Genomic DNA, 19739 nt, shown 5'->3' on the forward strand with positions numbered 1-19739 from the left:
ATCGGGGAATTGACGGGCCGTTGGGGGCCGTTCGCCCGAACCGGTGGTGCCGTCGCTCGATGCGCGGCCGTGCGCCCGCGTACGCTTGCGCGGGTGACTGCCACCGATCGCACCCCTGCCGACCTGCTGCGTTCCGCGCTCGCCGCGGACCCCGCGCGGCCCCTGGTGACCTTCTACGACGATGCCACCGGCGAGCGCGTCGAACTGTCCGTGGCCACCTTCGCCAATTGGGTGGCCAAGACCGCGAACCTCCTCCAGGACGAGCTGTCCGCCGAACCCGGTGACCGGGTCGCGCTGCTGCTGCCCGCGCACTGGCAGACGGCGGTGTGGCTGCTGGCGTGTTCGTCGGTGGGCGTGATCGCGGATGTGGAGGGCGATCCGACGCGGGCGGACTACGTCGTGGCCGGGCCGGGGCGGTTCGACGCGGGACTGGCGTGCGACGGGGACCGGTACGCGCTGTCGTTGGAGCCGCTCGGGCGGCGGTTCATTCCGTCGCCGCCGGCCGGGTACGCCGACTACGCCGTCGACGTGCCGAGCCACGGGGACCGGTTCGTGCCGTACGCGCCGGTCGATCCGGAGGCGCCGGCGCTGATCGTCGCCGGGGCGGAGTTCACCTCGGCCGAGGTCGTGGAGCGGGCTCGGGCGGACGCGGGTGGGCTGGGGCTGATCGGGCCCGGGTCGCGGATTCTGTCCGCCTTGCCGTACGACACGTGGGAGGGGCTGAGCGCGGGGCTGTACGCGCCGCTCGCGGTCGGGGGGTCTGTGGTGCTGTGCCGGAATCTGGAGCAGCTCGGGGACGAGGCGTTGGCCAAGCGGATCGAGAGTGAGCGGGTGTCGGCGGTTTCGCGGTGACCGGTGTTTCGCCGGGCCCGGCGTTTCGGTGGGCCCGGCGTTTCTGGGCCCGGCGTTTCGGTGTGCCCGGCGTCGTGGCTGAGGTACCGGCGTCGCGCAGCCCGGCGTGACGGGGTGCCGCCGCGCCCACCCGTGCCGCCCCAGGCGACACGCATGCCCGCGGCTTGAGCACATGTGCCTTCACCCGTTCGGCCCACCCCCACCCCCCACCCCCACCCCATCCACGCCATGGTCGTAGGAGCAGCAGGACGTCACGCTCGTACGCCATGAGGGGTGGACTCAGTCGTGAACGACACCGCAGGCATGCCGACCGGGCGCACCGGACGGGCCCTCGGGCCGGGGCTCGGGGTGTCTGCCTCCGGCGTCGGGCTGATACGCCGGCGCCGCAGGCGCTGGATACGCGTCGGGACTCTGGGCGTCACCGCCGTCGTCGCGGCGGCCGCGGGGACCGCCTCGGTCATCTACGCCAAGCTCGACGGCAACATCACCCCCGACGAGGCCGCCGCAGCGGAACTCGCCCGGTACGAGAAGGAGCGGCCGACGTCGCTGGTCCGGGACGCGCAGAACATCCTGCTCATCGGCTCGGACTCCCGCTCCGGCGCGGGCAACGGCCGCTACGGGCGCGATCCGGGGACCGAGCGCTCGGACACCACGATCCTGCTGCATCTGTCCGCCGGCCGCCGCAGCGCCACCGCCGTCTCCATACCCCGCGACCTGATGGTGGACATCCCCGCCTGTCTGCGCCGGGACGGCTCCCGCACCGAGCCGATGTTCGCGATGTTCAACCACGCCTTCGAGGCCGGTGGTTCGGCCTGCACGATCCGAACTCTGGAGCAGCTGACCGGCATTCGCATCGACCATCACATCGTCGTCGACTTCACCGGGTTCAAGGAGATGGTCGATGCCGTGGACGGGGTGCAGCTCTGCCTGAAGAAGGCAATTCATGACAAGGCGGCAAAACTTCATCTTCCCGCCGGTACGGTGACACTCAACGGCGAACAGGCCCTCGGCTACGTCCGCGCCCGCAAGTCCCTCGGCAACGGCAGCGACACGGACCGCATGGACCGCCAGCAGCGCTTCCTCGCGGCCCTGGTGCACAAGGTGCGCAGCAACGACGTCCTGCTGAATCCGGTAAAGCTCTATCCCGTGCTGGACGCGGCGACCTCCGCCCTCACCACCGACCCCGGGCTGGCCAGTTTGCGCGGGTTGTACGAACTCGTCCGCGGGCTGCGCGACATCCCCACCGAACGTGTGCAGTTCCTGACGGTTCCGAGAGAGTCGTACGTCTACAACGCCAATCGCGACCAGCTCGTGGAGCCCGAGGCGGAGCGCCTGTTCCAGCGGCTGCGCACGGACCAGCCCGTGGAAGTGAGCCCGGATTCCAGTGGCGGCAAGGGTTCCGAGAAGTCCGCGGCCCGCGTCTCCCCGGCCCCGACCTTCCGCGGGAACACCGCCGCCGACGACGACTGCCGGTAAAGCGCTCACCAAGTGGCGAACTCTCGTTCAAGGAAATGCGCCGGATTGCCCAGTTGTAGGGACGTGGAATTTGTCACCGCCGTCGCTTGACGCTGAACTGGGCGGATAGTGTGAGCGATCCGGTGCACCCGGCTCCCGGCCAACAAGTCCGTCCAGGGGTCGCGCACTGCATGTACGAGACCCGAGCGCCTCGGAGGGGGAAGGCGCCGCGTGGCCCCGACGGAGGATTCAGGCAACCGTGGACGCGCAAGGCCGTGGGCGGGCGGAGCACATCGACCCCGCAGACCAGTGGGTACTCAATCCGAACACCGGCGAATACGAACTGCGACTGACCCCTTCCGCACCGCAGTCGGCGGTCCCCGGCCCGCGCAGAGCCGCCTCCCGAGGCCGTGGCGCCGCGCCGGGCCGGGAGGGCCGTGGTGCCTCCGCCGACCGGGACGGCCGTAACGCCTCCACGGGACGGGACGGCCGGGACGGGGCCCGTCCGGGGCGTTCGGCGACCGGCGGTGACGTGCCCCCGCCCCGCAGACGCCGGGGGGCGGCCGAGGAGCCGCCGCCGGGGCGGCGCGGGCGGCGGCCCGGCAAGGCCAAGAAGTCCCGGGCGAAGAAAGCCCTGATGTGGACCGGCGGCACGATGGCCTTCATCGTGCTCGCCGTCGGCACGGCCGGCTACCTCTACCTCAAGCACCTCGAGGGCAACGTCACCACCGAGGACGTCGGCAAGGCGGGCGACAGCAGCTTCAGCAAGGACGAGGCCTTCAACATCCTGCTGATCGGCACCGACAAGCGCACCGGCAAGGGCAACGAGGGCTACGGCGACAAGGGCAGCGTCGGCCACGCCGACACCACGCTGCTGCTGCACGTCGCCAAGGACCGCACCAACGCGACCGTGCTGAGCATCCCGCGCGACCTGATCGTGGACATCCCGGACTGCCCGACGAAGGACTCGGACGGCAACGAGACGGTCATCCCGGGCAGCCAGGGCGTCCGCTTCAACACCAGCCTCGGGCAGGACGGCCGCAACGCGGGCTGCACCATGCTCACGGTCGAGGAAGCCACCGGGATCGACGTCAACCACTTCATGATGGCCGACTTCAACGCCGTGAAGACGCTGACGACGGCGGTGGGCGGCGTGGACGTCTGTCTCGCCAAGGACGTCGACGACCCCGACTCGCACCTCAAACTCGACGCGGGCCCGCACACGCTGATGGGCGAGCAAGCGCTGGCCTTCGTGCGCACCCGGAAGAGCTTCGGCAACCAGGGCGACCTGGACCGCATCAAGGTGCAGCAGCAGTTCCTCGGCTCCCTGATGCGCAAGATGTCCTCCAGCGACACCCTCACCAGCCCCTCCAAGCTGATGAAGCTGGCGGAGGCCGCCACCAAGGCGCTCACCGTCGACAAGGGCATCGGCAAGGTCAGCACCCTCAAGGACGTGGCGCTGGAGCTGAAGAAGGTGCCGCCGAAGAACATCAGCTTCACCACCGTCCCGGTGAAGGACAACCCCACCGAGACGATCAAGGCCACGGTCGTCGTCGACGAGACGCGCGCCCCCGAGGTCTTCGACGCGATCGCGAACGACGTCTCCTTCACCGCCGTCAAGGAGAAGAAGGCCAAGGAGAAGGCCGAGGTCGCGGCCCGTCTGAAGGGCACCAAGGCCGACCCCTCCGAGGTCCGGGTACGGATCCTCAACGGCGGCGCCCCGTCGGGCAGCGCGTCGACGACACTCGAGTGGCTCCAGAACGACGAGGGCGTCACCAAGTCCGAGAACGCGGGCAACGCGGACGCGGAACTGAGCAAGACGACGCTCGAGTACGCGCCGGAGCAGGCCGACGAGGCCCGCCGGCTGGCCGCCATCATGGGCCTGTCCGGGTCGGCGATGAAGCCGGGCGAGAGTGTGACCAACAGTCAGGGGCTGCCGACGATGACGCTGACCCTGGGCAAGGACTTCAAGGGCGCGGGGGTGCCGCTCACCGCTCCGGCGAAGGCGCCGGATGTGGACAAGTCCACGGCAGACAAGGTCCAGTGCGCCAAGTAGACCAGCGCCGGGTCCGGGGAGGGTCGGCCAAAACTGGGGGGTAACCCCATGGGTCCCTCGTGCGTCTGACTTGACGCGGGGCGGACCCGTGTCAGGCGCAGGGTGGGGAGGGCAGGCAAGTGGCGCAGAGCAGTGTGCGGGGAGACATGCCCGCGGTGGAGGACACGATGTCCCTCACCGCGGGAACCGAGGACCCACGGACCGAGGATCCGCGGAGCAAGGACCCGCAGAGCGGAGCGCCGGCCGAAGACCGCGGCAGGCACGGCGGGGGCGGTGGCGGTGGCCGGCGGCGCGGGGGCCGTCGCGGCGCCGGACGGTCGCGCGGACGCCGGGTGCTGCGCTGGTCGGCGACCGTGCTGGCGGTGGTCATAGTCGGCACCGCGGGAGCGGGCTACCTCTACTACCAGCACCTGAACGGCAACATCAAGAAGGACAAGCTCAACCTCGGCGACGGCAAGGTCGCCGCGCCGACGCCCAACGCGGCGGGGCAGACGCCGCTGAACATCCTGCTGATCGGCTCGGACGCCCGGGACAACAAGGAGAACCAGAAGCTCGGCGGCGCCAGGGAGACCTTCGGGGGGACGCCCCTCGCGGATGTCCAGATGCTGCTCCACCTGTCGGCGGACCGCAGCAACATGTCGGTCGTCAGCATGCCGCGCGACACCCTGGTGCAGATCCCCAAGTGCACCGACCCGGACGACGGGAAGGTCTACCCGGCGAGCAACGGCCGCGTACCGACCAACGAGAGCCTGGGCCACGGCGGACCCGGCTGCTCGGTGGCCACCTGGCAGGAGCTGACCGGCATCCACATCGACCACTTCATGATGATCGACTTCGCGGGCGTGGTCTCGATGGCGGACGCCATCGGCGGCGTACCCGTCTGTGTGGACGCCAACATCCACTCCCGCGACAGCCAGGACCGCGGCTCCGGGCTGCGGCTGGAGGAGGGCACCACCAAGATCAAGGGCGAGAAGGCCCTGCAGTGGCTGCGCACCCGGTACGGCTTCGGCGACAACAGCGACCTCTACCGCGCCAAGGCGCAGCACATGTACATGAACTCGATGGTCCGCGAGCTGCGCGCCAACGCCACCCTCAGCAACCCCAACAAGCTGCGCAAGCTCGCCGAGGCCGCGACGGACGCGATCGTCGTCGACGAGGGCCTGGGCGACATCGGGAAGATGTACGACCTGGCCAACGAGCTGAAGAAGGTGCCGACCGACCGCATCACCATGACGACCATGCCGAACCGGCTGGTCGGCAACCGGGTGGAGCCCACCGAGGACGCCGAGACGGTGTTCCGGATGGTGCGCGAGGACATCGCGCTGGACGGCAAGGACAAGAAGAAGCCGGAGAAGAAGGAGACGGAGTCCTCGGACCCGGCGGCGCCCGACGACGAGATCGCCGTACAGGTGCGCAACGGCACTCAGACGGACACCCTGGGGGCGGCGGGCGGCCGGGCCAGCGCGGTAGCGCAGCTGCTGGTCGGCGAAGGCTTCACGCAGGCCCTGGCCGACTCCTCGGTCCTGCTCTCCGAGAAGACCACGGTGGTCCGCTATCCGAGCGCCGACCTGGAGGGCGACGCCCAGCGGGTCGCGAAGGCCCTCGGCATCCCGTTGAGCGCGGTGAAGAAGTCCACGGACGTCTCCGGCGTCACGCTGGTCGTGGGCGCGGACTGGCGCGAGGGGACGGCGTACGAGGCGCCGAAGAAGGAGGACAAGACGCCGGAGTCGGCGAACGCCCTCAACGCCTCGGACGACTCGGCCTGTATGGAAGTGAACCCGGACTACACCTGGGAGTAGCCCCTGCCGGGCGCCGTCAGCCGACCGTGCTGTCGGTGGCCCGCACCGCCGGCCGCCGCGCCGCTATCACCTTCCTGGCCAGCGACTTCGGGCTGGTCAGGAAGCCGAAGCCCCACGACATGTGCATGGTGGCGAGGGCGACCGGGATCTGGAGCCGGGCCTTGAGCGGCAGCCCCTTGCCCGCGGGCACGGACCCGGCGGCGATCGCCGCGAGGTAGCCGCCGGGGACCACGAAGCCCCACGGGGTGAGCGCGGCGCCCACCACGATGCCCGCCGCGATCGCGCAGACGGCGGCCGGCGGGGCGAGATAGCGCAGGTTGATCGAGCCGGAGTGGTAGCGGGCGACGACGTGCCGCCAGCGGCCGTAGTCCTTGTACTGCTTGGCCAGGGCGCGCACGCTCGGCCGCGGCCGGTACGACACCTTCAGCTCGGGCGAGAACCAGATGAGCCCGCCCGCCTCCCTGATCCGGAAGTTGAGCTCCCAGTCCTGGGCGCGGATGAACTCCTCGTTGTAGCCGCCCTGCTGCTCCAGCGCCTCGCGGCGGAAGACGCCGAGGTAGACGGTCTCGGCGGGGCCGGCCTGGCCACCCGTGTGGAAGGCCGCGTTGCCCACGCCGATCTTCGAGGTCATCGCGGCGGCGACGGCGTGCTCCCAGTCGTTCTCGCCCTCGGCGTGCATGATGCCGCCGACGTTCTGCGCGCCGGTCTCCTCCAGGAGCCGTACGGCGGTGGCGATGTAGTTCGGCGACAGCATGCCGTGGCCGTCGACGCGGACCACGATCGGGTGCCGGGAGGCCTTGATCGCGGCGTTGAGCGCGGCGGGGGTGCGGCCGGTCGGGTTCGGCACGGTGTGCACCCGTGGGTCCTCGCGCACCAGCTCGGCGGCGATCTCGTCCGTGCGGTCCGTGGACGGACCGAGGGCGATCACGACCTCCATCTCGCCGGCGTACTCCTGGGCGAGGATCGCGTGGACGGCGCCGCGCAGATGCCGCTCCTCGTTGAGGACGGGCATGATCACGGACACGGCGGGGAGCTGCACGTCGGGCTTCGCGTTCATAGGGGGCTCACGTTACCGCGAACGGGGGACACCGGTGCGCCCCGCCGGGTGCGCTGCACCGGGCAACAGATCGTATGGGCCTACGGTGCTCACGGCTCCCACGTACGGCCTCGTCCGGAGGTGTCCCTTGCCCGCACCGCCTCGGTCCCCGGGCCGGCCCGCGCGCCGCCCGCAGCCGTCCCGTCGCGCACCGCGTCCGCCCGTCCGGCGGAAACGGCCGCGTTGGGCCGTGCGGGCGGTGACCACGCTGTCGGTGGTGGTGCTGGCCTCCGCGGGCATCGGGCACGCGGTCGTCACCAGCCTGGACGCGGACATCGCCCGGGTCGACGCGTTCCGGGACATGAAGAACCGGCCCCGGGCGGGACATGGGATGAACCTGCTGCTGGTGGGCACGGACGGGCGCGACAAGCTCAGCGAGGCGGACCGGCAGCGGTACCGGCTGGGCGGGGCGCCCTGCCACTGCACGGACACGATCATGATCGTGCACATCTCGGAGGACCGGGAGCGGGCGAGTGTGGTGAGCCTGCCGCGCGACTCCTACGCCGAGCTGCCGCCGCACACCGACGAGACCACCGGCGAGCGGCACGCGGGCCATCCGGTCAAGCTGAACGCGGCGTACGCGGAGGGCGGGCCGCAGCTGACCGTGCGCACGGTCGAGCACATGACGAAGGTGAAGATCGACCACTACCTGGAGGTCGACTTCACCAGCTTCATGAAGACGGTGGACGTCCTCGGCGGGGTCAAGATCTGCACGGCCCGCCCGCTGAAGGACCGCTATTCCGGCCTCGACCTGCCGCCCGGCACGCACACCCTGCACGGGGGCGAGGCCCTCCAGTACGTCCGCGCCCGCCATGTCGACGGCGCCTCGGACCTGGGCCGAATGCAGCGCCAGCAGCACTTCCTGGCCGCGCTGATCGACCAGGCCACGTCCTCGGGGGTGCTGCTGAACCCGATGAAGTTCCGGGACGTGACCCGGGCGGTGCTCGGGTCGGTGCGGGCGGACAAGGGCTTCGGCACGGGCGAGCTGCTGGACCTGGGACGGGCGATGCGGAACTTCTCGCCCTCGTCGTCGGAGTTCACCACCGTGCCGATCGGGCGGATGGGGTACGCCGTGAAGGGCATCGGCTCGACCCTGAAATGGGACCCGGTCAAGTCGGAGCGCCTGTTCCAGGCCCTGCGCGACGACCGCCCGCTGGCCGCGGCCCGCCCGAAGCAGCCGCGGGTACGGGTGGTGGAGGTGCCCCCGCAGCAGATCCGCGTGCAGGTGGAGAACGGCACGGACACCCCCGGCCTCGCCCGGCGGGCCGACGCGGCCCTGGCGGCGAACGGCTTCGGTACGACCCGGCTGCCGGTGAACGCGGCACAGCGGGACGTGCGGCGCACGATCGTGGTGTACGACCCCCGCTGGGACCGCTCCGCGAAGTCCCTGGCCGCGGCTCTGCCCGGGAGCGAGCTACGACCGGTCAAGGGGCAGGGGGCGACCCTGAAGGTGATCGTCGGCACGGACTACAAGGGCGTCACCAAGGTCAAGGCCGACGCCCCCCGCCCGCCCGGCGAGCCCGCGGTGGTCCGCGGCGACGAGGCGGGCTGCTCCCAGAGCTGACGGATCAGTCCTCGAAGCCCTCCGCCGCCCGCTTCTCGCGGAGCTCCATGATCGCGCGGCGCCGGGCCAGCCGGTGGGTGCGGCGGATCTGGGCCTCCTGGTAGCGGCGCTTGTCGCGTTCCGTCTCGGGGATGACCGGCGGGACCCGGCGGGGCTTGCCGTCGGCGTCGACCGCGGCGAAGACGAGGTAGGCGGAGCCGACCTGGGTGGGCGGGGCGGACTCGTTCCAGCGCTCGGCGAGGACCCGGACACCGACCTCCATGGAGGTGCGGCCGGTCCAGTTCACCTGGGCCTTGACGTGGACCAGATCGCCGACGCGGACCGGTTCCAGGAACGCCATCTCGTCCATGGAGGCGGTCACGGCGGGGCCGCCGCTGTGCCGGCCCGCCACGGCGCCCGCGGCGTCGTCGACCAGCTTCATGATCACGCCGCCGTGCACCGTACCCAGCAGGTTGGTGTCGTTGTGGGTCATGATGTGGCTGAGCGTGGTCCGGGACGCGGAGGTGGGCTTGCCCGGGATATCCGGATCGCCCGAAGCGTCCGGATTCACCGGCTCCGCGGGGCTGGCCTGGTCTGTCATGGCCTCCACCTTATGCCGAACTGGCATCCGGGGAATTTGTGTCGGGTTCGCAACAGCCTCGCCCCTGTTTTCCGCCGACCCTTGTAAAGCACACAGCGGGGACCGGCACACTGGGGCGCATGAACGATTGGCCCGAGGGATGGTCCGACGACAACCGCGGCCCGCGCTACGGACGCGGCAGCGCCGGCGCGCAGCCGGAAGGCGCCCGCGTGATGCGCCAGGTGCGGGGCGGCGGCCCGGCGGTACCGCCCGCCTCGGGCCCGGGGGCACCGCCGTACCAGCCGGGCGTGCCGCGCCAGCCGTCGTACGTCGACGGCGGCGGTGACGACTTCGGCGGGTACGACAGCGGCTACAACACCGGGCAGGTCTACGGCACCCCCGGCGGCCACGGCCCCGGCGGAGGCGCACCCCGGCAGCCGCGTCCCGCGCCGAACTGGCGCCGCCGGATCAAGGTGACCGCGATCACGCTGGCCACCGTGCTGATCGTCACGACCGTCGGCACCTACTTCTGGGCCGACTCCAAGCTCAACCGCGAGGTCGACCTGTCCACGGTGATCGACCGGCCGGCGAAGGGCGAGGGCACGAACTACCTCATCGTCGGCTCCGACAGCCGTGAGGGCATGTCCGACGAGGAGAAGAAGAAGCTGCACACCGGGTCCGCCGCGGGCAAGCGCACGGACTCGATGATGATCCTGCACACCGGTGACAACGGGCCGACGCTCATCTCGCTGCCGCGCGACTCCAACGTCACGATCCCCGAGTTCCAGGGCTCCGAGTCCGGCAAGCGGCGCCCCGCGATGGGCGCGAACAAGCTGAACGCCGCCTACTCCATAGACGGGCCGACGCTGCTGGTGCGCACCGTCGAGTACAACACCGGCCTGCACATCGACCACTACGTGGAGATCGGCTTCGCCGGCTTCGCGAACATCGTGGACGCGGTCGGCGGCGTCGAGATGGACATCCCGCAGGACATCAAGGACACCAAGTCCGGCGCGAACTTCGAGAAGGGCCGGCAGACCCTGAACGGCGAGGAGGCCCTCGCCTTCGTCCGCACCCGGTACGCGCTGGCCGGCTCCGACCTGGACCGCACCAAGAACCAGCAGAAGTTCCTCAACGCCCTCGCCAGCCAGGTGGCCACCCCCGGGACGATCCTGAACCCGTTCAAGCTGTACCCGACCATGGGCGCGGGCCTCGACTCCCTCATCGTCGACAAGGACATGGGCCTGTGGGACCTGGCGACCATGTTCTGGGCGATGAAGGGCGTCAGCGGCGGCGACGGCAAGTCCATGAACATGCCGATCTCGGGCAACGCCGCGAACGGCAACCTCCAGTGGGACATGACCAAGGTCAAGACCCTGGTGGACCAGCTGAAGAACGACGAGAAGGTGACCGTCTCCGGCGACTGACCCGGACACGCGAACGGCCCCCGGCGGCATGCCGGGGGCCGTTCGCGTGTCCGTGGGTTACGGCAGGTTGCGGGCCATGACGATCCGCTGGACCTGGTTCGTGCCCTCGTAGATCTGGGTGATCTTGGCGTCGCGCATCATGCGCTCCACCGGGTAGTCACGGGTGTAGCCGTAGCCGCCGAGCAGCTGGACGGCGTCCGTGGTGACCTCCATGGCCACGTCGGAGGCGAAGCACTTGGCGGCGGCGCCCAGGTAGGTCAGGTCGGCGTCGCCGCGCTCGGAGGCGGCGGCGGCCTGGTAGGTCAGGGCGCGGGCGGCCGAGATCTTCATGGCCATGTCGGCGAGCATGAACTGGATGCCCTGGAAGTCGGCGATCGGCTTGCCGAACTGCTTGCGCTCCTGGACATAGCCCTTGGCGTAGTCGAGGGCGCCCTGGGCGATGCCCAGCGCCTGGGCGGCGATGGTGATGCGGGTGTGGTCCAGCGTCTTCATCGCCGTGGCGAAGCCGGTGCCCTCCTCGCCGATCATGCGGTCGGCGGGGATGCGGACGTTGTCCAGGTAGACCTCGCGGGTCGGGGAGCCCTTGATGCCGAGCTTCTTCTCGGGGGCGCCGAAGGAGACGCCCTCGTCCGACTTCTCGACGACGAAGGCGGAGATGCCCTTCGAGCGCTTGGACGGGTCCGTCACGGCCATCACCGTGTAGTACTCGGAGACGCCCGCGTTGGTGATCCAGCGCTTCACGCCGTTGAGGACGTAGTGGTCGCCGTCGCGGACCGCGCGGGTCTTCATGCCGGCCGCGTCGGAACCCGCGTCGGGCTCGGAGAGGCAGTACGAGAACATCGCCTCGCCCTTGGCGAGCGGGGTCATGTACTTCTTCTTCAGCTCCTCGGAGCCGGAGAGGATCACGGGGAGCGAGCCCAGCTTGTTCACGGCCGGGATGAGGGAGGAGCTCGCGCAGACGCGGGCCACCTCCTCGATCACGATCACGGTCGCCAGGGCGTCGGCGCCCGCGCCGCCGTAGGTCTCCGGGACGTGCACGGCGTGCAGGTCGTTGGCGACCAGCGCGTCCAGCGCCTCCTGCGGGAACCGCGCCTCCTCGTCCACCGCGGCGGCGTACGGCGCGATCTTCGCCTCGGCCAGCGAGCGGACGGCGTCGCGGAGCATGTCGTGCTCCTCGGACGGGCGGTACAGGTCGAAATCAGCCGATCCGGCCAAGGTCTCTCACGCTCCAAGGACGCTAATTACCGTTAAGTAACACAAATTTTAGGGGCCTGGCCAGCTCAGGGGTAGGTGACCTTGGCGACAGATGAGTGACTGACGAAAGGGACGCGGGAAGAGTGCCCGTCGGGCGGCCCGACTATGCTCGGGCTCCGCATCACCGCCGTACCCCCAGGAGCATCCATGGCCCTCAAGATCACCGTGATCGGCACCGGCTATCTCGGCGCCACGCACGCCGCGGCCATGGCCGAACTGGGGTTTGAGGTGCTCGGGCTGGATGTGGTCCCCGAGAAGATCGAGATGCTGCGGCGGGGCGAGACCCCGATGTACGAGCCGGGCCTCGACGAGCTGCTGCGCAAGCACGTCGCCGGGATCGAGGGCTCCACCGGGCGGCTGCGCTTCACCACCGACTGGGCCGAGGTCGGCGCCTTCGGCGACGTCCACTTCGTCTGCGTGAACACCCCGCAGCGGCACGGCGAGTACGCCAGCGACATGTCGTATGTCGACGCCGCCTTCGCCTCGCTCGCCCCGCACCTGAACGGCCCCGCGCTGGTCGTCGGCAAGTCCACGGTCCCCGTCGGCACCGCAGACCGCCTCGCCGCCTACCTCGCCGAGCACGCGCCGGCCGGCGGCGACGCCGAGCTGGCCTGGAACCCGGAGTTCCTGCGCGAGGGCTTCGCCGTGAAGGACACCCTGCACCCGGACCGGATCGTGGTCGGCGTGCGCAGCGACCGGGCGGAGAAGCTGCTGCGCGAGGTGTACGCCACGCCGCTCGCCGAGGGCACCCCGTTCGTCGTCACCGACTTCCCGACCGCCGAGCTGGTGAAGACCTCCGCGAACTCCTTCCTCGCCACCAAGATCTCCTTCATCAACGCGATGGCGGAGGTCTGCGAGGCCGCGGGCGGCGATGTCGCCCAGCTGGCCGAGGCGATCGGGTACGACGACCGGATCGGCCCCAAGTTCCTGCGCGCGGGCATCGGCTTCGGCGGCGGCTGTCTGCCGAAGGACATCCGGGCGTTCATGGCGCGCGCCGGCGAGCTGGGCGCCGACCAGGCGCTGACCTTCCTGCGCGAGATCGACTCGATCAACATGCGCCAGCGCGGCCAGATGGTGGAGCTGGCCCGGCAGGCGCTGGGCGGCGGCCCGTTCCTGGGCAAGCGGGTGGCGGTGCTCGGCGCGACCTTCAAGCCGGACTCGGACGACGTCCGCGACTCGCCCGCGCTGAACGTGGCCGGGCAGATCCACCTCCAGGGCGGCCAGGTCACCGTCTACGACCCGAAGGGCATGGAGAACGCCCGCCGGATCTTCCCCACGCTCGGCTACGCCGACTCCGCCGTGGAGGCGGTGCGCGGCGCGGACGTCGTCCTGCATCTGACCGAGTGGCGGGAGTTCCGCGAGCTGGACCCGGCGGCCCTCGGCGAGGTGGCGACGGCCCGGGTCATCCTGGACGGCCGCAACGCCCTCGACCCGGAGCTGTGGCGCCGGGCGGGCTGGACGTACCGGGCGATGGGCCGCCCGACCGCGTAGGACATCACCGCGTAAGACGCCACCGCGTAAGACCTACCGGCGACGCCGGTTCGGCCGAGGCTCAGTCGGCCGAACCGGCGTCTTGTCGCATTCTGCACCAACTCCGCCCGCTCCACGCACCCTTCGCCGCCCCTCACGCACGCTTCCCCGCGTCTCACGCACGCTTCCCCGCGTCTCAGGCGCGCTCCCCGCGTCTCACGCGCCCTTCGCCCGGTAGCGGCGCATCTTCGCGCGGGCGCCGCACACCTGCATGGAGCACCAGCGCCCGCGTCCGGCCGGGCTGCGGTCGTAGTACGCCCAGTGGCAGTCGGGCAGCTCGCACGCCTTCAGCCGCTCCCAGGTGCCCTCGGTGAGCGCCTGCGCCACGGCCGCGGCGACCCGGGACAGCAGCGGCCCGTCGTCGGCGGGCGCGAGCCGCGCCGAGCCGTCCCGCGGGTCGACCGCGACGTACAGCGGCGCCCGGGCCAGCAGCTCGCCCAGCGGGGTGACCGGGCGGTGCGGCGGGTGCCCGGCGTGCGCCAGACAGGTCGCGCGCAGCGACTCGCGCAGTTCCCGTACGGCGTCCAGGTCGCGCTCCGCGATCCCGAACCGCGCCCGGGCCTCCGGCGTGTCCAGGTCGTCCCGACCGGACTCCAGATCGACCGTGTTCACCAGGGCTTCGACCAGGGCGAGTCCGCCGGGCGCGGGAAGTCGCTCACTCATGCTTGCGACGTTACCGGTTATGCGAGAGCATGCGGTAACCGTTACCGGTTACCCTGCTCTACAGGTAACCGGACCTCGACGAGGAGGAAGTCATGGCTCTCGCCGAACTGCGTGTCGTCGTCCTGGACTGTCCCGATCCGCGCGCACTCGCCGGTTTCTACGCCGGGCTGCTGGGCGGCACCGTCGAGGGCGAAGGCGACTGGGTCGACCTGAAGGTGCCCGGCGGGCAGGACCTGGCCTTCCAGGCCGCCCCCGGCTTCGTACCGCCGAAGTGGCCGTCGCCGGACGCCTCGCAGCAGTTCCACCTGGACCTGACCGTGGAGGACCTGGACGCGGCGGAGAAGGACGTGCTGGCGCTGGGCGCCACGGTGCTGGACGCGGCGGACCGCTCGCGGCCCTGGCGTGTGTACGCCGATCCGGCGGGGCACCCGTTCTGTCTGTGCGTCTGCTGAGCCGTCGCAACCGGAGGTACCCATGATCCCCGCGGCCCGCTTCCGCAACGTGGTCGTCGACTGCCCCGACCCGCGCGCCCTCGCCCGCTTCTACGCGGAGATCGTCGGTGGCGAGCCGGACGACGCCGACCCCGACTGGGTGGTGCTCCAGGTCCCCGGCGGCCCCCGCCTCGCCTTCCAGTCGGCGCCGGATCTGCGCCCGCCGGAGTGGCCGCGCGCCGACCGGAACGCCCAGCAGTTCCACCTGGACCTGGACGCCGGGTCCACCTGGGAGGAGGTCGACGCGGCCGAGAAACGGGTGCTGGCGCTCGGCGCCCGGGTCCTGGACGCGGAGGACTACGAGACGAAGGACTTCCGGGTCTACGCGGATCCGGCGGGACATCCGTTCTGCCTCTGCCGGATCGAGCACCCGTAGCGGAAACCGCTGCGCTCAGCCGTCCAGGTCCGCGATCTTCGCCACCGACACCATGCGGGGCTCCTGCGCGGCCCGTGCCGTGAAGTCCGCGGCGCGCAGCACCCGCTGGACGTTCCCCCAGGTCAGCAGGGCCAGGTCGGGTTCGCTCCAGCCGCGGCGCAGCAGCTCGGCGATCAGATGCGGGTAGCAGGAGGCGTCGCCCAGCTCCTGGGGGTGGGCGCAGCCGGCGTCGTAGGTGCCGGAGAGGCCGACGGACTCGGGACCGGCGAGGGCGCGGACGTGGTCGAGATGGTCGGCGACATCCCGGACCGACGGGCCCGTCTGCTCGGCGGTCAGCGGCACCATGCACAGGCCCTTGGCGGCGCCCAGCCCGGCCAGCAGCTCGTCGGGCAGGTTGGCGGGGTGCGGGCGCAGGCTGCGGGCGGCGGAGCGGGTGGCCAGCACCGGCGCCCGGGAGGCGGCGAGGATCCGGCGGATGGTCTCCTCGGAGGCGCCGGAGAGGTCGGCGAGCACCCCGAGCCGGTTCATCTCGCGCACCACCTCCTCGCCGAACCGGGTCAGCCCGGCCTTGCTCGCCCAGGAGGTGCCCGCGAGGGTGAGCACCCTCAGGCCGAGGGCGTGCAGCACCCGCAGGATGCCGACGGAGTCGTCGACGGCGGCGGCGGTGGCCGGGCCGAGGATCACGGCGGCCCGGCCGCAGTTGCGGGCGTCGATGACCTGCCCGGCGGTGCGGGCCAGGCGCAGGCTCTCAGGGTGCCCGGTGATCACCTTGCGGACCAGGTCCAGCTGCTCCAGGGTCGCGGCCACCGCCCGGTCGGCGGCCAGCCCCTCGGGCAGGTGCAGGGAGCAGAACAGCGCCCCGACATGGCCCCGCCGCAGCCGCGGCACATCGGTGTCGACGGCGCTCTCCCCCGTCTCCAGGTCGTACCAGGGCAGGTGGCGCAGCGCCCAGGGCAGCCCGCTGTAGCCGTCGGCCACGGGATGCGCGGCGAGCAGGGCGTGGGCGCGCTCCAGCGGGGCGGCGTCGGGGTCCTGGCCGTCCCCGGGGGCGTACACCTCGGGCGGGAAGGGCGCGGTCAGCGGCAGATCGTCGAGCTCGCCGACCTCGGGCGGGGTGTGCAGATCGTCCTGGAGTTCGGCCATGGCGGCTCCTGACGTGCGCGGTGGTCGCTTACCGTCACCGTCGCACGGGTGCCCGGGCGCTACCCGGTGGACGGGGCGTTCGGGGGTACCCCGCTCACCGCCCCCGCGCCGCCTCGATCACCTCGTCCAGGGTCTCCCGGGACCGCATCAGGTCGGCGATCATCCGGTCGATACGGGCGCGCTCCTCGGTGAGATCGGCGACCAGCCGGGGCGTGGCGACGGCGGACGGACCGCCGTCGGTGTCCCGCATGCAGGGCAGCAGCTGGGCGATCCGGCTGCTGTGCAGCCCGGCCGCGAACAGCTCCTGGATCCGGATCACCCGGTCCACGGCCGTCTCGGGGTAGTCCCGGTGTCCGCCGGGTGTCCGCTCGGCCGTCAGCAGGCCCTGGGTCTCGTAGTAGCGCAGCGACCGCTCGCTGACCCCGGTGCGCCGGGCCAGTTCACCGATCCGCATGTCCCCTCCCGGACTGGACTCTGACATCCATGTCAGGTTCCAGCGTACGGTCAGGCCCCGTCCAGTTCCTCGATGGTGGCGTTCGACGGGGCGCGGGTGGCCTGGAGGTCGCGGGCCACGTCCTCGGCCGCGCCCAGCACCCGTACCGCGTTCTGCCAGGTCAGCTTGGCCAGGTCGGTCTTCGACCAGCCGCGGTCCAGCAGCTCGGCGATCAGGTTCGGATAGCCGGAGACGTCGTTCAGGCCGTCGGGGGTGAAGGCCGTGCCGTCGTAGTCGCCGCCGATGCCGAGGTGGTCGATGCCGGCGACCTCGCGCATGTGGTCGAGGTGATCGGCGACCGTGGCGACGGTCGCGACGGGGCGCGGGTGGCTCTCCTCGAAGGCGCGGTGCACCTTCATCGCCTCGGGGGTGGTGTCGAGGTGGTGGAAGCCGTGGGCGCGCATGTTCTCGTCGGCGGCGGCCGTCCAGTCGACGGCGGCCTGGAGCACGAACTTCGGTACGAACGTCACCATGGCCACGCCGCCGTTGGCGGGCAGGCGTTCCAGCACGTCGTCCGGGATGTTGCGGGGGTGGTCGCAGACCGCGCGGCTGGAGGAGTGGGAGAAGATCACCGGCGCCGTACTGGCGTCCAGCGCGTCCCGCATGGTGGTGGCGGCCACGTGCGAGAGGTCGACCAGCATGCCGAGGCGGTTCATCTCCCGGACCACCTCGCGGCCGAACGCCGACAGCCCGCCGACGCCCGGCTCGTCCGTCGCGGAGTCCGCCCAGGCCACGTTGTCGTTGTGGGTGAGCGTCAGATAGCGGACGCCGAGCGCGTACAGGCCGCGCAGGGTGCCCAGCGAGTTGTCGATGGAGTGGCCGCCCTCAGCACCCATCAGGGAGGCGATCCGGCCCTCGCCGCGCGCCACCTCCAGGTCCGCCGCGGTCAGCGCGGGGCGCAGGGCGTCCGGGTGACGGTCGATCAGCTGCCGTACGCAGTCGATCTGTTCCAGCGTCGCGGTGACCGGGTCGGGCAGGTCGGAGCGGACGAACACCGACCAGTACTGCGCGCCCACAGCGCCATCCCGCAGCCGCGGGATGTCGGTGTGCAGATGGCCGTCCTGGGAGACGGCGATGTCCCGGGCGTCCAGGTCGTAGCGGACCTGCTCGCGCAGGGCCCAGGGCAGGTCGTTGTGCCCGTCGACCACCGGGAACGCGCGCAGCAGTTCCCGGGCCTCCTCCAGCGAGGTCATCGCCGTCCCCTTCTCTTCTCCGTATGGGAGCTACTCGGTACGGGAGCTACTTGATACGGGAGCCACTTGATACGGGAGCCACTTGATACGGGAGCCACTTGCCTCGGGAGCTACTTGCCGAAACCGAAGCCGCTGCCCGCGCCCTCGACCTTGGACCGCAGCCGCTTGCCCTTCTCGGTGGCCTGGTCGTTGAGGTCCTGCTGGAACTCGCGCATACGGCCCAGCAGCTCCTCGTCGTGCGCGGCGAGGATCCGGGCCGCGAGCAGACCGGCGTTGCGGGCGCCGGCGACCGAGACCGTCGCCACCGGGACGCCCGCCGGCATCTGCACGATCGACAGCAGGGAGTCCATGCCGTCCAGGTACTTCAGCGGCACGGGCACGCCGATGACCGGCAGCGGGGTGACGGAGGCGAGCATGCCCGGCAGGTGGGCGGCGCCGCCCGCACCGGCGATGATCACCTTGATCCCCCGGTCCGCGGCCTGCTCGCCGTATGTGATCATCTCGCGCGGCATACGGTGCGCGGAGACCACGTCGACCTCGTAGGCGATCTCGAACTCGTCGAGGGCCTTGGCGGCGGCCTCCATGACGGGCCAGTCGGAGTCCGACCCCATGACGATGCCAACAACAGGGCTCATTCGGTGATGGTGCCTCTCAGGTAGCCGGCAGCGTGACGGGCGCGCTCCAGCACGTCGTCCAGGTCGTCGCCGTAGGTGTTCACGTGACCGACCTTGCGGCCGGGCTTCACGTCCTTGCCGTACATGTGGATCTTGAGCTGGGGGTCGCGGGCCATGCAGTGCAGGTACGCGGAGTACATGTCCGGGTAGTCGCCGCCCAGGACGTTCACCATGACCGTCCACTTGGCGCGCGGGCGCGGGTCGCCGAGCGGGAGGTCCAGGACCGCGCGGACGTGGTTGGCGAACTGGCTGGTGATCGCGCCGTCCATCGACCAGTGGCCGGAGTTGTGCGGGCGCATCGCCAGCTCGTTGACGAGGATGCGGCCGTCGCGGGTCTGGAACAGCTCCACGGCGAGGTGGCCGACGACACCGAGTTCCTTGGCGATCGTCAGGGCCATCTGCTCGGCCTTCAGCGCCAGGGCCTCGTCGAGGTCCGGGGCCGGGGCGATGACCGTGTCGCAGACACCGTTGACCTGGCGCGACTCGACCACCGGGTAGGCGACGGCCTGCCCGTGCGGGGAGCGGACCACGTTGGCGGCCAGCTCGCGGACGAAGTCGACCTTCTCCTCGGCGAGCACCGGCACACCGGCACGGAAGGGCTCGGCGGCCTCCTCGACGGAGTCCACCACCCACACGCCCTTGCCGTCGTAGCCGCCGCGGACGGTCTTGAGGACGACGGGGAAGCCGTCGCCCTCCGCGGCGAACTTCGCCACGTCGTCCGGATCGCTCACGATCCGGTGCCGCGGGCACGGCACGCCGATCGCGTCGAGCTTCGCCCGCATCACGCCCTTGTCCTGGGCGTGCACCAGCGCGTCGGGTCCCGGGCGCACGGGAATGCCGTCCGCCTCCAGGGCCCGCAGGTGCTCGGTGGGCACATGCTCGTGGTCGAAGGTGATCACATCGCACCCGCGCGCGAACTCGCGCAGCGTGTCGAGGTCGCGGTAGTCGCCGATGACGACATCGCTCACGACCTGCGCCGCGGAATCCTGAGGGGTGTCACTGAGGAGCTTGAACTTGATGCCCAGCGGGATGCCTGCCTCGTGTGTCATACGAGCGAGCTGGCCCCCGCCGACCATGCCGACTACCGGGAACGTCACGCCCCCAGGGTATCCGC

18 protein-coding genes are annotated in these 19739 nt (G+C 71.2%); 9 read left to right on the forward strand and 9 right to left on the reverse strand.

Annotation, left to right across the window (positions count from 1 at the left end; translation table 11 throughout):
• The first annotated feature begins 93 nt into the window (after positions 1 to 93).
• The 4 genes from ACZ42A_RS10625 (at position 94) to ACZ42A_RS10640 (ending at position 6162) form a co-directional block, all read left to right on the forward strand.
• On the forward strand, positions 94 to 852 hold the full coding sequence (locus tag ACZ42A_RS10625) for a TIGR03089 family protein (protein WP_468526802.1): 759 nt from the start codon (positions 94 to 96) through the stop codon (positions 850 to 852).
• A gap of 303 nt (positions 853 to 1155) precedes the next feature.
• On the forward strand, positions 1156 to 2328 hold the full coding sequence (locus tag ACZ42A_RS10630) for an LCP family protein (protein WP_468527276.1): 1173 nt from the start codon (positions 1156 to 1158) through the stop codon (positions 2326 to 2328).
• Positions 2329 to 2566: 238 nt separating this feature from the next.
• Positions 2567 to 4363 (forward strand): LCP family protein, encoded by a 1797-nt coding sequence (locus ACZ42A_RS10635; protein ID WP_468526803.1) that lies wholly within the window; start codon positions 2567 to 2569, stop codon positions 4361 to 4363.
• Positions 4364 to 4530: 167 nt separating this feature from the next.
• Positions 4531 to 6162 carry an LCP family protein gene (locus ACZ42A_RS10640; protein WP_468527277.1) on the forward strand — a complete coding sequence of 544 codons (1632 nt, stop codon included), beginning with the start codon at positions 4531 to 4533 and terminating at the stop codon, positions 6160 to 6162.
• 16 nt (positions 6163 to 6178) lie between these two features.
• Here ACZ42A_RS10640 and ACZ42A_RS10645 read toward each other — a convergent pair whose 3' ends face one another.
• A complete protein-coding gene (locus ACZ42A_RS10645) occupies positions 6179 to 7219 on the reverse strand; it encodes a glycosyltransferase family 2 protein (protein WP_468526804.1) in 1041 nt (346 codons plus the stop codon).
• Between the two features lie 127 nt (positions 7220 to 7346).
• Between ACZ42A_RS10645 and ACZ42A_RS10650 the strand changes: the two genes are divergently transcribed.
• The gene (locus tag ACZ42A_RS10650; RefSeq protein ID WP_468526805.1) at positions 7347 to 8822 is read left to right on the forward strand and encodes an LCP family protein; all 1476 of its coding nucleotides are present in this window, start codon (positions 7347 to 7349) and stop codon (positions 8820 to 8822) included.
• Positions 8823 to 8826: 4 nt separating this feature from the next.
• On the opposite strand, the gene ACZ42A_RS10655 is transcribed toward ACZ42A_RS10650, so the two are convergent.
• A complete protein-coding gene (locus tag ACZ42A_RS10655) occupies positions 8827 to 9402 on the reverse strand; it encodes an acyl-CoA thioesterase (protein ID WP_468526806.1) in 576 nt (191 codons plus the stop codon).
• Positions 9403 to 9521: 119 nt separating this feature from the next.
• On the opposite strand from ACZ42A_RS10655, the gene ACZ42A_RS10660 reads away from it, so the two are divergent.
• Positions 9522 to 10808 (forward strand): LCP family protein, encoded by a 1287-nt coding sequence (locus ACZ42A_RS10660; RefSeq protein WP_468526807.1) that lies wholly within the window; start codon positions 9522 to 9524, stop codon positions 10806 to 10808.
• 57 nt (positions 10809 to 10865) lie between these two features.
• Here the strand turns inward: ACZ42A_RS10660 and ACZ42A_RS10665 are convergent, their stop codons facing one another.
• Positions 10866 to 12023, reverse strand: coding sequence for an acyl-CoA dehydrogenase (locus ACZ42A_RS10665; RefSeq protein ID WP_468526808.1), 1158 nt, complete (start codon positions 12021 to 12023; stop codon positions 10866 to 10868).
• Between the two features lie 186 nt (positions 12024 to 12209).
• Here ACZ42A_RS10665 and ACZ42A_RS10670 point away from each other — a divergent pair, with 186 nt between their 5' ends.
• The gene (locus tag ACZ42A_RS10670; protein ID WP_468526809.1) at positions 12210 to 13553 is read left to right on the forward strand and encodes a UDP-glucose dehydrogenase family protein; all 1344 of its coding nucleotides are present in this window, start codon (positions 12210 to 12212) and stop codon (positions 13551 to 13553) included.
• Positions 13554 to 13748: 195 nt separating this feature from the next.
• Here ACZ42A_RS10670 and ACZ42A_RS10675 read toward each other — a convergent pair whose 3' ends face one another.
• A complete protein-coding gene (locus ACZ42A_RS10675) occupies positions 13749 to 14255 on the reverse strand; it encodes a CGNR zinc finger domain-containing protein (protein ID WP_468526810.1) in 507 nt (168 codons plus the stop codon).
• Positions 14256 to 14347: 92 nt separating this feature from the next.
• On the opposite strand from ACZ42A_RS10675, the gene ACZ42A_RS10680 reads away from it, so the two are divergent.
• Positions 14348 to 14707: a VOC family protein gene (locus ACZ42A_RS10680; protein WP_468526811.1), complete on the forward strand. Its 360-nt coding sequence runs from the start codon at positions 14348 to 14350 to the stop codon at positions 14705 to 14707.
• Positions 14708 to 14729: 22 nt separating this feature from the next.
• On the forward strand, positions 14730 to 15122 hold the full coding sequence (locus ACZ42A_RS10685) for a VOC family protein (protein WP_468526812.1): 393 nt from the start codon (positions 14730 to 14732) through the stop codon (positions 15120 to 15122).
• Positions 15123 to 15137: 15 nt separating this feature from the next.
• On the opposite strand, the gene ACZ42A_RS10690 is transcribed toward ACZ42A_RS10685, so the two are convergent.
• The 5 genes from ACZ42A_RS10690 to ACZ42A_RS10710 all read right to left on the reverse strand — a co-directional run bounded on the left by ACZ42A_RS10690 (position 15138) and on the right by ACZ42A_RS10710 (position 19722).
• Positions 15138 to 16265 (reverse strand): dipeptidase, encoded by a 1128-nt coding sequence (locus ACZ42A_RS10690; protein ID WP_468526813.1) that lies wholly within the window; start codon positions 16263 to 16265, stop codon positions 15138 to 15140.
• A 94-nt stretch (positions 16266 to 16359) separates the two neighbouring features.
• Positions 16360 to 16719: a MerR family transcriptional regulator gene (locus ACZ42A_RS10695; protein WP_468527278.1), complete on the reverse strand. Its 360-nt coding sequence runs from the start codon at positions 16717 to 16719 to the stop codon at positions 16360 to 16362.
• Positions 16720 to 16769: 50 nt separating this feature from the next.
• Positions 16770 to 17951 (reverse strand): dipeptidase, encoded by a 1182-nt coding sequence (locus ACZ42A_RS10700; protein ID WP_468526814.1) that lies wholly within the window; start codon positions 17949 to 17951, stop codon positions 16770 to 16772.
• Between the two features lie 110 nt (positions 17952 to 18061).
• Positions 18062 to 18586: a 5-(carboxyamino)imidazole ribonucleotide mutase gene (purE, locus tag ACZ42A_RS10705; RefSeq protein ID WP_468526815.1), complete on the reverse strand. Its 525-nt coding sequence runs from the start codon at positions 18584 to 18586 to the stop codon at positions 18062 to 18064.
• Positions 18583 to 19722 (reverse strand): 5-(carboxyamino)imidazole ribonucleotide synthase, encoded by a 1140-nt coding sequence (locus ACZ42A_RS10710; protein ID WP_468526816.1) that lies wholly within the window; start codon positions 19720 to 19722, stop codon positions 18583 to 18585. Before ACZ42A_RS10710 ends, purE begins: the two co-directional genes overlap by 4 nt.
• Positions 19723 to 19739: the final 17 nt, after the last annotated feature.

This window comes from Streptomyces sp. NPDC030838, from assembly GCF_055572035.1.

Bases quoted from the DNA above. Each gene is read 5' to 3' on its own strand.
- ACZ42A_RS10630 (WP_468527276.1), top strand. From the start codon at position 1,156: ATGCCGACCGGGCGCACCGGACGGGCCCTCGGGCCGGGGCTCGGGGTG.
- ACZ42A_RS10640 (WP_468527277.1), top strand. From the start codon at position 4,531: ATGTCCCTCACCGCGGGAACCGAGGACCCACGGACCGAGGATCCGCGG.
- ACZ42A_RS10645 (WP_468526804.1), bottom strand. From the start codon at position 7,219: ATGAACGCGAAGCCCGACGTGCAGCTCCCCGCCGTGTCCGTGATCATG.
- ACZ42A_RS10655 (WP_468526806.1), bottom strand. From the start codon at position 9,402: ATGACAGACCAGGCCAGCCCCGCGGAGCCGGTGAATCCGGACGCTTCG.
- ACZ42A_RS10660 (WP_468526807.1), top strand. From the start codon at position 9,522: ATGAACGATTGGCCCGAGGGATGGTCCGACGACAACCGCGGCCCGCGC.
- ACZ42A_RS10670 (WP_468526809.1), top strand. From the start codon at position 12,210: ATGGCCCTCAAGATCACCGTGATCGGCACCGGCTATCTCGGCGCCACG.
- ACZ42A_RS10675 (WP_468526810.1), bottom strand. From the start codon at position 14,255: ATGAGTGAGCGACTTCCCGCGCCCGGCGGACTCGCCCTGGTCGAAGCC.
- ACZ42A_RS10680 (WP_468526811.1), top strand. From the start codon at position 14,348: ATGGCTCTCGCCGAACTGCGTGTCGTCGTCCTGGACTGTCCCGATCCG.
- ACZ42A_RS10685 (WP_468526812.1), top strand. From the start codon at position 14,730: ATGATCCCCGCGGCCCGCTTCCGCAACGTGGTCGTCGACTGCCCCGAC.
- ACZ42A_RS10690 (WP_468526813.1), bottom strand. From the start codon at position 16,265: ATGGCCGAACTCCAGGACGATCTGCACACCCCGCCCGAGGTCGGCGAG.
- ACZ42A_RS10695 (WP_468527278.1), bottom strand. From the start codon at position 16,719: ATGCGGATCGGTGAACTGGCCCGGCGCACCGGGGTCAGCGAGCGGTCG.
- ACZ42A_RS10700 (WP_468526814.1), bottom strand. From the start codon at position 17,951: ATGACCTCGCTGGAGGAGGCCCGGGAACTGCTGCGCGCGTTCCCGGTG.
- purE (WP_468526815.1), bottom strand. From the start codon at position 18,586: ATGAGCCCTGTTGTTGGCATCGTCATGGGGTCGGACTCCGACTGGCCC.